The sequence below is a fragment of the Nocardia terrae genome (genome assembly GCF_009760405.1).
Lineage (GTDB): Bacteria > Actinomycetota > Actinomycetes > Mycobacteriales > Mycobacteriaceae > Nocardia > Nocardia terrae.
In genome coordinates, this window is sequence record NZ_WRPP01000003.1 from 909,595 (window position 1) to 922,341 (window position 12,747).

Below are 12,747 nucleotides of genomic sequence, written 5' to 3' on the forward strand. Positions count from 1 at the left end.
GCGACGATACCGCCCGGACCCGCGCTCACTCGGGATTGGTGACCCGAGCGAGCACGATGCCGCCGATGATCATGGACAGCGCCAGCAACCGGCCCGCGCTCAGCGGATCCTTCTGAACCAGGATCCCCAGCGCGATCGCCCCCACCGCGCCGATGCCGGTGAAGACGGCGTAGGCGGTCCCGACCGGCAGCGATTGCATGGCGCAGGAGAGCAGGTAGACCGCGACCGCCGCGAGCACGAAGCAGATCAGCGTCGGCAGCGGCTTGGTGAAATTCTGTGTCGGCTTGATGGATTGCGACCACGCGATCTCCACCACGCCGGCCGAAGCCAGGACGAGCCAGTTCATGTCAGGACTCCTTGGCGAGTCTGCGGGCGGTGTCGAGGGCGGCGGCGAACGAGACGTCGTGCTTGTCGCGCAGGTGCAGCAGGGCCGGATCGTGGCGCGCATTGGCCAGTTCGGCATTGGCGAAAACCGTGTCGTCGACGGCGAAGTGGCCCGCGAAGAAGTCGCGCAGATAGCGCTCCTGATAGTCGTACATCGCCTTGGGCGCACCCGGCGAGTACGCGCCGCCACGCGCCGTCACGACCACGAACCGCCTGGGGGCCAGCGACATTCGCGGGAAGGTGATCTGATCCAGCCACGCCTTGAGCGCCGCCGGAATCGAGTAGTTGTACATCGGAGTGCCGATGAGGATGACGTCGGCGGCCAGAACCTCGGCCAGCAGCGGCTCGACGATCTCCCAGGCTCGCTGTTGCGCGGGCGAATTCACCAGTTCGGGCAGGCGGTCCAGGTTGGTGCTGCCGTGGGCGAGTACGCGATCGCACAGTTCGGTCCAGCCCTCGTCGATGAACGGGATCGGGTCGGCGGCCAGATCGCGGTGGATGTAGCGGCCTTCGGGATGCTCAGCCTTCCAGGTGTCGGCGAAGGCGATGCCGAGCAGCCGGCTGACCGAGTTGCGGCGGGCGCTGGCGTCGAGGTGCAGCAGTGCGGTCATGAGTAGCTCTCCGATCAAGCGGACGTTCTGTCCGCCTACGTGACTGACGCTAGACCACAACCGGACAGATTGTCCACTTATTCCCCGGAGGCTACAGTGAGCTGCATGAACACCCCCGGCCTGCCGATGCTCAACGATTCCCCGGCCGCGCCCGCCGAACGCGCCGACGCCGCCCGCAATCGAGCCAAGGTGCTGACGGCCGCGGCGGAACTGTTCGAGACCCGCGATCCGCGCACGATCACCATGGACGACATCGCCAAGGCGGCGGGAGTGGGCCGGGGAACCCTCTATCGGCGGTATCCGGACGTGGTCTCGATCGCGGTCGCCCTGCTCGACGAGCACGAGCGGGCGCTGCAGGAACAGCTGCTGCGCGGGGAGCCGCCGCTCGGGCCGGGCGCGCCGCCCGCCGAACGGCTGGCCGCGTTCTACGCCGCGATGATCGAATTGCTGGACACCCATGCCCATTTGGTGCTCGGCGCGGAGACCGGGGGCGCGCGATTCCGCACCGGGGCCTACCAATTCTGGGTGGTCCATGTGCGCTCGCTGCTGGTGGAAGCCGGGGTGCCGCAACCGGACGCCCTGGTCGACGCGCTGCTCGCGCCGCTCGCCGCGGAGGTCTACCGGCACCAGCGCGAACGCGGACTGACCTCCGAAGAGATCGAGTCCGCGCTCGCACGGCTCGCGGCGGGCGTCATCGCCACCGCCGCAGGCTGATTCAGACCATGTCGCGGCGGCGGATCAGCCAGACGGTGCCCGTCGCGAACAGGGCCAGGTAGGCCGCGAGGACCAGCAGCGACTCCCCGCGGGAGAGCACGTCGAGCACCCCGGGCGTGGCCGGACCGGTCACCGTGCGCAGCGAACCCGCCAGCGAGCCCGCCGCCGTGCCGGGCAGATGATCGGTGATCGCCCGGATCGGCGAGAAGATCGCGGCCACCCCGCGCAGCAGGTTCTCCACCACCAGCACCCAGACCAGTCCCAGGCCGACCGCCAGCGCGGGACCCCGGGCGATCGCCCCGATGACCGCGCCCGCCAACGTCCACATGCCCAGAATGGCTGAGCCCGAACCGATTCCGAGCGCTATCCGGCCCACCGACGGCAGGGCCAGGGACTGCCCATGGGTCCCCGCGATGAGCGCCGCCACCCCGGTGTCGACCACGAAGGCGACCAGCACCAGCGCGACCACCGTCAGCGCCAGGCTCACCACGACCGCGCCGATCACGTTCACCCGCGAAGGCCCTTGGGTGAGTGCGGTTTTCCAGCTGCCCCAGCCGTATCCGCTGCCCACCGCGAGCGCGCCGAGCACCAGCATGAGCGCACCCCCGAACATGGCCATGCCCTGCGTGAACACCTCCGGGACCGCCGCGGGCAGCATCTGCTGCAGGAGCACGTCGCGGGGCAGGCCGTTGGACATGCGGGTGCTGCTGCCCGTGCTGTAGGCCAGGTAGTTGAACAGGTAGGCGAAGGTCAGGTTCAGCAGGATCCAGGTGCCGAGCACGATCCAGAAGGCGGGCCAGCGGCGCAGTCGCAGCAGGTCGGCCCTGGTGGCGGCGAGCAGGTCGGTCATTTCGGGGTCTCCGTCATCTCGAAAAAGACTTCTTCCAAGGACTTCTCGTCGGTGCGCAGCTCGAGCAGCTCCGCGCCCGCCTCGATGACGGCGCGCGCCACCACCGGGGCCTTGGCCGCGCCGGCGTCGACGCGAATTCCATTGGCGGTCACCAGGGCCGAGCGCTCCCCCACCACGGCGCGCACCGCCGGGAAGGCGACGCTCAGCGGCTCGGCGCGCACGAAAAGCGATGCCGTGCCGCGTAATTCCCGCACCGTCGACTCGACGAGCAGGCGTCCGCCGGAGATCACGCCGACGCGATCACAGATCTCCTGCACCTCACTGAGCAGGTGACTGGACAGCACGACAGTGTGCCCGTCGGCGGCGAGTCCGGTGATGAGCTCCCGCATCTCGGCCATCCCGGCGGGATCCAGGCCATTGGTGGGCTCATCGAGAATCAACAGGTCGGGGCGGCCGAGCAGGGCGGCGGCGACGCCGAGGCGCTGCTTCATGCCGAGCGAATAGGTGCGGAACTTATCCTTGCCGCGGGCGCTCAGGGCGACGCGGTCCAGGGCTTCGGCGACCGCGTCGTCGCCGACTCCCCGATAGCGGGCCAGGACGCGCAGGTTGTCCCGGCCGGAGAGATACGGATAGAAGCCGGGGCCCTCGATGAGAACGCCCATGCGCCGCAAGGTATCCGGATCGCCCAGTTGGCTGCCGAGCACCGTGGCGGTGCCCGACGACGGGCGGATGAGTCCGACCAGCATGCGCAGCGTCGTCGTCTTGCCCGCGCCGTTCGGGCCCAGGAAACCGTAGATCTCGCCGCGGCGGACGGTCATGCTCACGGCGTCCACGGCGGTGTGGGAGCCGTAGCATTTGGTCAACCTGTCGGTGACTACGATCGCTTCGTTCATGAGTAAGACGATCCGCCTGTGACGACGGGAAATAATCCGTCCCGGCGCGCGATCCGCCGTACGTATCTCGACGTATTTCAGCGCGACACCATGCCACGGCCCGCGTACGGCGCTACGGTGCAGCTATGGACTTTCGCGGGGGAAGGCTAGGGCGGCGCGATGTGCTCCCGGCGCTGGCGGTGGGGGCGATACAGCTCGGTTTCGGCACCCTCGCCAACCACCACCAGAACGTGGCCCGCGAACTCGACGTGTTCGGGTATGCGCTGCTCATCGCCGGTCCGGCGCTGCTGATCCTGCGCCGCCGCTACCCGCTGCAGGTGTTCTACGGAACGCTCGCCACCGCCGTCGCGTACCTGCTGGCCGGTTACGGGTACGGGCCGATCTTCGTTTCGCTGGTCATCGCCTTCATCTGCGCCGCGCTCACCGGATCCCGTTGGTACACATATCCGTTCGTCGCCGTCGGTTATCTGCTCATGGTGTGGCCGGTGCCCGGCTGGTGCGGCTACCACACCGACAGCTGGCAGGAATTCGGTTTACTGGCCTGGCTTTTCGTGCTCGCCGCCGGCGCCGAGGGTATCCGCCAGCGCAACGCCGCCATGACCGCGCGCAGGCAGCGGGCCGAGTCCGCCCGGCGCAGTGAACAGGCCCAGCGGGAACGCGAACAGGCCGAGCGCGCACTGGAATTGGCCGAACGCGAGCAGCGGGTCACCGAGGAGCGGCTGGCCATCGCGCGCGAGTTGCACGATGTGCTCGCGCACAGCCTCTCGCTCATCAATGTGCAGTCCTCGGTCGCGCTGGAACTGTTGGACCGCAAACCCGAACAGGCCGCCACCGCGCTGGCCGCCATCAAGACCGCCAGCAAGGACGCGCTCGGCGAGGTGAACGCGCTGCTGCGCTCCATTCGCGGCGGCACCGCCACCGTGGCCGCGCCCACCACCCCCACCATCGGGATCACCGATCTGGACAAGCTCACCGGCCCCGCCCGGGCGGCCGGACTGGTGGTGCACACCATGGTGACCGGCGGGCCGCGGCGGCTGCCGGCGGTGGTGGATGTGGCCGCGGCGCGCATTGTGCAGGAGTCGCTCACCAATGTGGTGCGGCACGCGCCGGGCGCGAGTGTGCTGGTCACCGTGCACTATGCGGCCGAACGGCTGCAACTGACCATCGACAACACCCGCCCCACCCGTCAGCCCGCGCCGCAGTCCCCGACCGGCGGGCACGGCATCACGGGCATGACCGAACGCGCTCACGCACTGGGCGGGAATCTCTCCGCGGAACCCAAGGCGGACGGCGGTTTCCGGGTCCGGGCCCGGCTGCCCACCCATCTGTCACGACCCGAACCGGCTGCGTGAGCGAACAATTCGAGCGAGGAGGTGCGCATGGCCGTCCGGGTCGTGATCGCCGATGATCAGGCGCTGGTGCGGGCCGGCTTCGTCGCACTGCTCGGCGCGCAGGACGACGTCGAGGTGGTGGGCGAGGCCGAGAACGGCGAGCGCGCCGTCGAACTGACCCGCGAGCTGATTCCCGATGTCGTCCTCATGGACATTCGCATGCCGGTGCTGGACGGCCTGGCCGCCACCCGCGTCATCGCCGCCGATCCGGCCCTGGCCGCGGTCAAGGTGGTCGTCCTGACCACCTTCGAACTCGACGAATACGTCTTCGAGGCCATGCGCGCCGGAGCCACCGGCTTCCTGGTCAAACACACCGAGCCGGCCGATCTCGTCAAGGCCGTGCGCGTGGTGGCCGGCGGCGACGCGCTGCTGTCCCCCAGCGTCACCAGACGCCTGGTCGAGGAATTCGCCTCGCACGCCAAACCCGCTCCCACCGCCGAATTCTCCGAACTCACCGACCGGGAACGCGAGGTCATGACCCTCGTCGCCGAGGGCCTCACCAATGCCGAGATCGCCGAGCGGCTCTACATGAGCCCCGCCACCGCCCGCACCCATGTCAGCCGAATCCTGGTCAAGCTCAACGCCCGGGACCGCACTCAACTGGTCGTCATGGCCTACGAGTCCGGCCTGGTGCGCCCGGGCTGGCAGTGATCAACGACCGGGATTCGACTGCTCGCGTTCCTCATCGGTGAATCCGGCATCGGGCATGCCGCCCGGCGCGGGCGGGGCCTGCAGGCGGGCCGAGTAGGCCGACGCGGCACGGAAGACGCCCGAAACACCCTGCGGCGCGGCGGCGTAGGTGATGGACTGCTTGGGTGAGAAGCCCATCTGGGCGCCGATCTCGACGGCGTCCATATTCGCGCCCAGGAACAGGAAGTTCCACTTCCATTCGTCCTGCTGCTGCGTGATGAGGGCCTTCACCGCGGCGTGGCTCCACTCGCGGCTGGAGTTCTCGTGACCGTCGGTGAGGACCACGATGATGACGGTACCCGGCCGGTCCTGCTCCGGCCGGCCGGACAGTTCCGTCCCCACATCGGTGATCACGCGGCCCACCGCGTCATAGAGCGCCGTCATGCCGCGCGGCTGCAGGTTCAACGGCGGTACCTGCGCCAGCGGCCGATTCGCGTACACCAGTTCGTATTCGGTATCGAACTGCGCGAGCGTCACCTCGATCCGGTTGGGCACCTCGCGCTGCTGCTCCATGAAGGCGGCGAACCCGCCCTCGGTATCGGACTTGATCGACTGCATGGAACCGGAGCGGTCCAGCAGGACGGCTATGAGTGTGAGATCAGGATTGGTCATCGGCTCCCCCGAGCTGGACGATGTCGGACGCCGTCCACCGTACGCTCGGGTCCTTACGGCTCACCGTAGGTTTCGCTTGTATCCCAGGCCCTGCCGAATCGCCTGTTCCACCGGCGAATACGCGCCGTCGGGACGCTCCAGGACGCACGGCTCACGAAGCAGCAGCGGCGGCTGCGCCATGAACTTCGGAGTCCGGCCACGATGTGGCTGGGCGGCGTGGATCAGGAACGGATGGCACAGGTACACATCGCCGGCCCGGCCCGTGGCGATGGCCTCGGGGAGATCGGCGCTGTCGGTGTAGAACTCGTGCAGATCGAACATGGTGGTGCCCGCCTCGCCGAAGGGCTCCAGGACCGGAGCCAGCCGCTGATGCGAGCCGACCCGGATGCGAGTCGGGGCGTCGTCGGGTCCGACATCCGAGAACAGGAACAGCATGAGCAGCGCGCGGCCCTTGGAGAAGACGTTGAGCCGCCAGCTCAGGAAGTCGTCGAGCGCGGCGTCGCCCTGGAAGCTCACGTCGACGTGCCAGCCGTCGTCGCCGGGCGGTTCCGGGCTCGGGAAGCGAATCGGCCAGCTGCCCAGGCTCTTCCGGGGCAGCCAGCGGCCGGGACCCACCAACTGGTCGAAGGCTTCCCGCAGCGCGGGCGCGGTCACGGCCCGCTCGAAGGGCTCGTCGGAGTAATCCCACAGCCGGATGACCGGCTTGGTCCAGGTCGACGGATCATCGGGGTCGCATCCCGTTCCACGCCAGAGAATTTCGCGCCCCGCGGCGGCGGTCTCGGCCGAAAAGGCCCGGTCCACCTTCACGAATCCATCGGTGATGAACCCGGTGATCTGATCATCGGTAAGCATGTGATCCTTCCGCTCGGTCCTCCGAGCATCGGCGATAACCCGATCGGACCGCCACCGAATTTCCTTCCCGGACAACGCGGAAGCCCCGCTCCTCCCGAAGGAGAAGCGGGGCTTCCGTTGTCTCGCTGAGCCTTACTCGCCGGAGGCGGCCGGGGCGTCACCCGCGAGGGCGGCGACCGGCTTGTCCTCGGCGGCGTCGGTCTTCTTGGTCAGCTTGGCCTTGGGCGAGAAGGTGAACTTCGCGCTCTCGCCCTGGCCTTCGCCGTTCCAACCCTCGACATCGACCACCACGACCTGGCCGGGGCCCAGTTCGCCGAAGAGGATCTTCTCCGACAGCTGGTCCTCGATCTCGCGCTGAATGGTGCGACGCAGCGGGCGGGCGCCGAGCACGGGGTCGAATCCGCGCTTGGCCAGCAGGCTCTTGGCCTGCTCCGACAGCTCGATCTCCATGTCCTTGTTCTTCAGCTGGTTGGCGACGCGGCCGATCATCAGGTCGACCATCTGGATGATCTGGTCCTGAGTGAGCTGGTGGAACACGATCACGTCGTCGATACGGTTGAGGAACTCGGGCCGGAAGTGCTTCTTCAGCTCGTCGTTGACCTTGAGCTTCATCCGCTCGTAGTTCGAGCCCTCGACATTGCTCTGGGCGAAGCCGAGGCCGACCGCCTTCGAGATGTCGGAGGTACCGAGGTTCGAGGTGAAGATCAGGACGGTGTTCTTGAAGTCGACCGTGCGACCCTGACCATCGGTCAGGCGGCCGTCCTCGAGCACCTGCAACAGGGTGTTGTAGATCTCCTGGTGCGCCTTCTCGATCTCGTCGAACAGCACCACCGAGAACGGCTTGCGCCGCACCTTTTCGGTGAGCTGGCCGCCCTCTTCGTAGCCCACGTAGCCCGGAGGGGCACCGAACAGACGCGAGGCGGTGAAGCGGTCGTGGAACTCGCCCATGTCGATCTGGATGAGCGCGTCGTCCTCGCCGAACAGGAAGTTCGCCAGCGCCTTCGACAGCTCGGTCTTACCGACACCGGACGGACCGGCGAAGATGAACGAGCCCGAGGGACGCTTCGGATCCTTCAGACCGGCGCGAGTACGGCGGATGGCCTTGGACACGGCCTTGACCGCGTCCTCCTGGCCGATGATCCGCTTGTGCAGCTCGTCCTCCATGCGGAGCAGACGGGTGGTCTCCTCCTCGGTGAGCTTGAACACCGGGATACCGGTCCAGTTGGCCAGCACTTCCGCGATCTGCTCGTCGTCGACCTCGGCCACGACGTCCAGATCACCGGAGCGCCACTGCTTTTCGCGCTCGGCCCGCTTGGCGACGAGCTGCTTCTCCTTGTCGCGCAGGCGCGCGGCCTTCTCGAAGTCCTGCGCGTCGATCGCGGACTCCTTCTCCCGGCGCGCCTCGGCGATCTTGTCGTCGAATTCGCGCAGGTCCGGCGGCGCGGTCATCCGGCGGATGCGCATGCGCGCGCCCGCCTCGTCGATGAGGTCGATCGCCTTGTCCGGCAGGAAGCGGTCGTTGATGTAGCGGTCGGCCAGGGTGGCAGCCGCAACGAGAGCACCGTCGGTGATGGAGACGCGGTGGTGCGCCTCGTACCGATCGCGCAGACCCTTCAAAATATTGATGGTGTGCTCGACCGTCGGCTCGCCCACCTGCACCGGCTGGAACCGGCGCTCGAGGGCGGCGTCCTTCTCGATGTACTTGCGGTACTCGTCGAGGGTGGTCGCGCCGATGGTCTGCAGCTCACCGCGAGCCAGCTTGGGCTTGAGGATCGAGGCCGCGTCGATCGCGCCCTCGGCCGCGCCCGCACCCACCAGGGTGTGCAGCTCGTCGATGAACAGGATGATGTCGCCGCGGGTGTTGATCTCCTTGAGCACCTTCTTCAGGCGCTCCTCGAAATCACCGCGGTAGCGGCTGCCCGCGACCAGGGACCCCAGGTCGAGGGTGTAGAGCTGCTTGTCCTTGAGCGTCTCCGGCACCTCGCCGTTGACGATGGCCTGGGCGAGACCCTCCACGACGGCGGTCTTACCGACGCCGGGCTCACCGATCAGGACCGGGTTGTTCTTGGTGCGGCGGCTCAGCACCTGCATGACGCGCTCGATTTCCTTCGAGCGGCCGATGACCGGGTCGAGCTTGCCCTCGAGGGCGGCCTGGGTCAGGTTGCGGCCGAACTGGTCCAGCACCAGCGAGGTGGACGGGGTGCCCTGCTCGCCGCGCGAACCGGAACCCTCGACCGGCTCCTTGCCCTGGTAACCCGACAGCAGCTGGATGACCTGCTGACGCACGCGGTTGAGATCCGCGCCCAGCTTGACCAGCACCTGCGCCGCGACGCCCTCACCCTCGCGGATCAGGCCGAGCAGGATGTGCTCGGTGCCGATGTAGTTGTGGCCGAGCTGCAGCGCCTCACGCAGCGACAGCTCCAGCACCTTCTTGGCGCGCGGGGTGAAGGGAATGTGACCGGACGGGGCCTGCTGGCCCTGACCGATGATCTCCTCGACCTGCGACCGCACACCCTCCAGCGAGATGCCCAGGGATTCCAGCGACTTCGCCGCGACACCCTCGCCCTCGTGGATCAGGCCCAGCAGGATGTGCTCGGTGCCGATGTAGTTGTGGTTGAGCATCCGGGCCTCTTCTTGGGCCAGGACAACGACCCGCCGCGCGCGGTCGGTGAACCTCTCGAACATCGCTCCCTCACTCTCCTGCTCCGCCATCTACGGCATCCGGCGCTTCAGACCCTGTGCTGCCCTTCTGGTCGCCAGCCTGCCATGAAGCCCTGGGGTTGCATCCCCCGACTCCACTCTAGTTGCCGGGGGTCACGCACGTCGTCCGTCCACCCTATTGCGAACGGGCCTCAGTACGACTCATTCAGTCATAACGGGGCAGTTGCGCGGTCCGTTTCCGTTTGGGCTACGCCCACAGCGAACACACCGGTCAATCCCGAAATCTGGGCGGATCGGCTACCCGGTGAAGGGCGGAACGAACTCGCAGGGCACCGGATTCCGGTGCTCGGGATCCAAGGCGTTGAGGGCGACCATGGCCGCGCGGTGGCTGCCGGCGATGGCCAGGTGGTCGGAGAAGTCGGTGGCGCAGCCGTCCTGCATCAGCACATTGGTGACATTGGGCCCGGGCACCAGGGCGACGGACGGGAAGACGCCCTCGTCGAAGTTGGAGGCCAGATTGGTGTAGGTGACCGTGGGGTCGTAGACGCCGTCGGCGTTCAAGGCGTTGATGAAGGACGAGTTCCCGAGCATCTCGGGGCACGCCTGGCAGATGGCGCTCATGGTCGGAATGCTGTCGACGGTGTCGGCGTCCACGCCGAGCCGGTGCCCGAACTCGCGCATCACGTTCATCTGGTCACCGAAGATGCCCAGCCAGGGCGGGGCGATGGCCACGAACTTGTCCACCTTGCCGTGCCCGCCGAGGCGCTTGATGTAGTAGTCGCCGACCGTGTTGCCCTGCGAGTGGGCCACGAAGTCCACCTTGGCCGCGCCGGTCGCGGTCAGCACGCGGTCCACGAAAGCGGCCAGCTGGGCGGCGCTTTCGGGGATCGGCTTCATGCCGCCCATGGCCGAGAGCGGCCAGGGCACGTCCAGGCTGCCGTAGGTCAGCGCGTAGACGCAGTAGCCCTGGTTGGCCAGCAGCGGGGCGTACGCGCCCCAATTGGTCTGCGCGCCACCCGCCGTGCCGTGGATGAGCACCACAGGGTCGGGATGCGCGGCCGTCACCTTGCAGGCCCAGTCGTTGGCCCCGGGCAGCGAGCCCCCGGGATTGGTGAGCTCGTACGGGATGCCCGCGAAGAAGTTGAAAGTGACCGGGTATTCCGCCCGGGCGGTCCCGCTCATGGCTATCCCCAAGACCGCCAGCACCGCGATGATCAGCAGCGATCCTGGCGTTCGACGCATGGGCATCCCCTGCATGTTCCCTCCCAAATTAGAACGCGTTCCCGAAACCTAATCGGAAAACAAGCACGGAGGATGGCTTACTGGCCGGTAAGTTCTGCAACTTGTTCCAGCACAGGAAAACGGCGGTGGCCGAGACCCGCAGGCGGCTTGCGATGCCGCACGACGGGTCCCGGCCACCGCCGGAACGGAACTCCGATCACTGCTGTCCGGAAGCGGATCCCGGCTGCTGCGGGGTGGGCGCGAACTGTTGCGCCGGGGCGGCCGCGAAAGGCTTGGTCGGGGCGTAGACCGGGGCCGGGTAGGCGCCCGGAACCTGCGAGAATCCGGGCTGCGCGGACGAGACCCCGGGGCGAGCCGGAGCGGACCCGGCCAGGGCGCTCGCCTTCGCATGCTGCATGCCCGCCACGAACAGGGCGCCGATCAGCACCAGGAAGGCCAGGGTGTGGACGACCGCGCGCACGATGTTCCAAGTCACCCACGAGCTTTCGAACTGGGCGCGCACCGCCGCCAGATCACCGATCTGCCCCACGTCACCGGCATTGGAGAGCTGGTTGTTGAGCGGGACGTTCAGGCCCGAGGTGACGAAGAAGGCGATCACATTGAGCAGCAACGCGACACCGATCCAGATCAGTGTGGTCCGGTTGCTCTTGCCCAGATGCAGCGCCGCGGCGAGCACGGTGAAGCCGACCGTGCCCATGAACCCGAGCATGAACCACGGGTTGATGATGACCACGTTGATCTTCTGCATGACATCGACGAAGGTGCGGTCGTCGGACCGATGCAAAGCCCCCATGACCGAGGTCGCGTAGGCGTAGAACACGCCGGCGATCAGCCCGGTGGTCAGCGTCGCCGCGACCAGGGCGGCGGTGCGAAATGCGAACATCGTTCTCTCCTGACTGGATCCGCCACCCGCGTTCTCCCGGGTGATCGACTACATCCAGTCAATCGCCGGCGGGCGCGGAAACCCATGGCTCAGAAGCTCGCACGCATGCGGCGAAGTCTCAGAGGTCGCGTTCGGAGATGACGCCCGACTGCATGGCCAGATTGGCCAGGCGGACCCGCTTCTGGTTCTGGGGCAGGTCCTCGACCCCGAACTTGGCGAACAGGGCGCGCAAATGGGTCTTGATGGCGTCGACGCTGAGGAAGAGTTCCGCCGCGATCTGCTGATTCGAGGCGGGTGAGGCGAAACCGTCGTTGCCACGCAGAGGGCGGCACAGGGCGATGAGGACCGACCGCTGAGTTTCGGTGAGGGAGCGCAGGGTTGGCAGACCGCCGGTGGAGGTCTGGGTGACATCGCCTGCGGCGCCGCTGAAATCGTGGAAGGTGACGCGCGAGGTGCCCATCCGGATGACGTCCCCGGGCTGCAGCCGATGCCGGCCGACCAGGCGATCCCCATTGACGAAAGTGCCGTTGCGAGAAAGGCCGTCGTCCACGATCGTCCAGTGCGCGCCCAGATATTCGGCGGTGGCGTGCAGGCGCGAGACCTCCACGTCCCAGAACAGCGACAGGTCGGCCTGCGGTGAGCGCCCGATGGTGATGCGGGGCTGGTCAGGGGACAGCATCAGCTCGTGCTGGCGTCCCTCTTGATCCTTGACTCGAAGGAAGGAACCGTGGAATGCGGTCACTGCGCCGATACCTCTTCTCTACATCCAGCCAGTGACATCGTCCGCACGTCTCAATGGTGCCTGGCGACCCCGGCACGAGCAAGATCACGCGGGGCCCAGGCTACTGGTTTTCCGAGGACGCGACGGAAAGTTCCATGACTTGATCTTGGTGTTATACGCAAAGCGTATGAATAAACCACTGCCGCCCGGGTTCGCACGAACACCCGGACGGCAGTCGAATCG

At 67.4% G+C, this 12,747-nt stretch carries 13 protein-coding genes; 3 read left to right on the forward strand and 10 right to left on the reverse strand.

Going from position 1 to position 12,747, the window contains the following annotated elements:
* Positions 1–25: 25 nt before the first annotated feature.
* Both GPX89_RS19470 and GPX89_RS19475 read right to left on the reverse strand, forming a co-directional pair.
* Entirely contained in the window at positions 26–346 is a 321-nt protein-coding gene (locus GPX89_RS19470) for a DMT family transporter (RefSeq protein WP_157388960.1), read from the reverse strand.
* A gap of 1 nt (position 347) precedes the next feature.
* Positions 348–995, reverse strand: coding sequence for an FMN-dependent NADH-azoreductase (locus tag GPX89_RS19475; RefSeq protein ID WP_157388961.1), 648 nt, complete (start codon positions 993–995; stop codon positions 348–350).
* Positions 996–1,100: 105 nt separating this feature from the next.
* Between GPX89_RS19475 and GPX89_RS19480 the strand changes: the two genes are divergently transcribed.
* On the forward strand, positions 1,101–1,709 hold the full coding sequence (locus tag GPX89_RS19480) for a TetR/AcrR family transcriptional regulator (protein WP_198347497.1): 609 nt from the start codon (positions 1,101–1,103) through the stop codon (positions 1,707–1,709).
* A gap of 1 nt (position 1,710) precedes the next feature.
* On the opposite strand, the gene GPX89_RS19485 is transcribed toward GPX89_RS19480, so the two are convergent.
* Both GPX89_RS19485 and GPX89_RS19490 read right to left on the reverse strand, forming a co-directional pair.
* Positions 1,711–2,559, reverse strand: coding sequence for an ABC transporter permease subunit (locus GPX89_RS19485; protein ID WP_157388962.1), 849 nt, complete (start codon positions 2,557–2,559; stop codon positions 1,711–1,713).
* The gene (locus tag GPX89_RS19490) at positions 2,556–3,452 is read right to left on the reverse strand and encodes an ABC transporter ATP-binding protein (RefSeq protein ID WP_157388963.1); all 897 of its coding nucleotides are present in this window, start codon (positions 3,450–3,452) and stop codon (positions 2,556–2,558) included. The genes GPX89_RS19485 and GPX89_RS19490 overlap by 4 nt, the downstream gene beginning before the upstream one ends.
* Positions 3,453–3,577: 125 nt before the next feature.
* Here GPX89_RS19490 and GPX89_RS19495 point away from each other — a divergent pair, with 125 nt between their 5' ends.
* Together GPX89_RS19495 and GPX89_RS19500 are read left to right on the forward strand one after the other, a co-directional pair.
* Entirely contained in the window at positions 3,578–4,804 is a 1,227-nt protein-coding gene (locus GPX89_RS19495) for a sensor histidine kinase (protein ID WP_157388964.1), read from the forward strand.
* A gap of 27 nt (positions 4,805–4,831) precedes the next feature.
* Positions 4,832–5,494: a response regulator transcription factor gene (locus GPX89_RS19500; RefSeq protein ID WP_157388965.1), complete on the forward strand. Its 663-nt coding sequence runs from the start codon at positions 4,832–4,834 to the stop codon at positions 5,492–5,494.
* Here GPX89_RS19500 and GPX89_RS19505 read toward each other — a convergent pair whose 3' ends face one another.
* The 6 genes from GPX89_RS19505 to GPX89_RS19530 all read right to left on the reverse strand — a co-directional run bounded on the left by GPX89_RS19505 (position 5,495) and on the right by GPX89_RS19530 (position 12,525).
* A complete protein-coding gene (locus tag GPX89_RS19505; protein ID WP_157388966.1) occupies positions 5,495–6,145 on the reverse strand; it encodes a vWA domain-containing protein in 651 nt (216 codons plus the stop codon).
* Positions 6,146–6,205: 60 nt separating this feature from the next.
* A complete protein-coding gene (locus GPX89_RS19510; RefSeq protein ID WP_157388967.1) occupies positions 6,206–6,997 on the reverse strand; it encodes a phytanoyl-CoA dioxygenase family protein in 792 nt (263 codons plus the stop codon).
* 132 nt (positions 6,998–7,129) lie between these two features.
* Positions 7,130–9,682 carry an ATP-dependent Clp protease ATP-binding subunit gene (locus tag GPX89_RS19515; RefSeq protein ID WP_157388968.1) on the reverse strand — a complete coding sequence of 851 codons (2,553 nt, stop codon included), beginning with the start codon at positions 9,680–9,682 and terminating at the stop codon, positions 7,130–7,132.
* Between the two features lie 273 nt (positions 9,683–9,955).
* Entirely contained in the window at positions 9,956–10,900 is a 945-nt protein-coding gene (locus tag GPX89_RS19520; RefSeq protein ID WP_157388969.1) for an esterase/lipase family protein, read from the reverse strand.
* A gap of 196 nt (positions 10,901–11,096) precedes the next feature.
* Positions 11,097–11,783, reverse strand: coding sequence for an anthrone oxygenase family protein (locus GPX89_RS19525; RefSeq protein WP_157388970.1), 687 nt, complete (start codon positions 11,781–11,783; stop codon positions 11,097–11,099).
* 118 nt (positions 11,784–11,901) lie between these two features.
* Complete coding sequence (locus GPX89_RS19530; RefSeq protein ID WP_036545715.1) at positions 11,902–12,525, reverse strand: FHA domain-containing protein; 624 nt, start codon at positions 12,523–12,525, stop codon at positions 11,902–11,904.
* Between the last annotated feature and the right edge of the window lie 222 nt (positions 12,526–12,747).

Coding starts and splice junctions, on each gene's coding strand:
- GPX89_RS19495 (WP_157388964.1), top strand. CDS start 3,578: ATGGACTTTCGCGGGGGAAGGCTAGGGCGGCGCGATGTGCTCCCGGCG.
- GPX89_RS19510 (WP_157388967.1), bottom strand. CDS start 6,997: ATGCTTACCGATGATCAGATCACCGGGTTCATCACCGATGGATTCGTG.
- GPX89_RS19470 (WP_157388960.1), bottom strand. CDS start 346: ATGAACTGGCTCGTCCTGGCTTCGGCCGGCGTGGTGGAGATCGCGTGG.
- GPX89_RS19475 (WP_157388961.1), bottom strand. CDS start 995: ATGACCGCACTGCTGCACCTCGACGCCAGCGCCCGCCGCAACTCGGTC.
- GPX89_RS19520 (WP_157388969.1), bottom strand. CDS start 10,900: ATGCGTCGAACGCCAGGATCGCTGCTGATCATCGCGGTGCTGGCGGTC.
- GPX89_RS19490 (WP_157388963.1), bottom strand. CDS start 3,452: ATGAACGAAGCGATCGTAGTCACCGACAGGTTGACCAAATGCTACGGC.
- GPX89_RS19525 (WP_157388970.1), bottom strand. CDS start 11,783: ATGTTCGCATTTCGCACCGCCGCCCTGGTCGCGGCGACGCTGACCACC.
- GPX89_RS19500 (WP_157388965.1), top strand. CDS start 4,832: ATGGCCGTCCGGGTCGTGATCGCCGATGATCAGGCGCTGGTGCGGGCC.
- GPX89_RS19505 (WP_157388966.1), bottom strand. CDS start 6,145: ATGACCAATCCTGATCTCACACTCATAGCCGTCCTGCTGGACCGCTCC.
- GPX89_RS19485 (WP_157388962.1), bottom strand. CDS start 2,559: ATGACCGACCTGCTCGCCGCCACCAGGGCCGACCTGCTGCGACTGCGC.
- GPX89_RS19515 (WP_157388968.1), bottom strand. CDS start 9,682: ATGTTCGAGAGGTTCACCGACCGCGCGCGGCGGGTCGTTGTCCTGGCC.
- GPX89_RS19480 (WP_198347497.1), top strand. CDS start 1,101: ATGAACACCCCCGGCCTGCCGATGCTCAACGATTCCCCGGCCGCGCCC.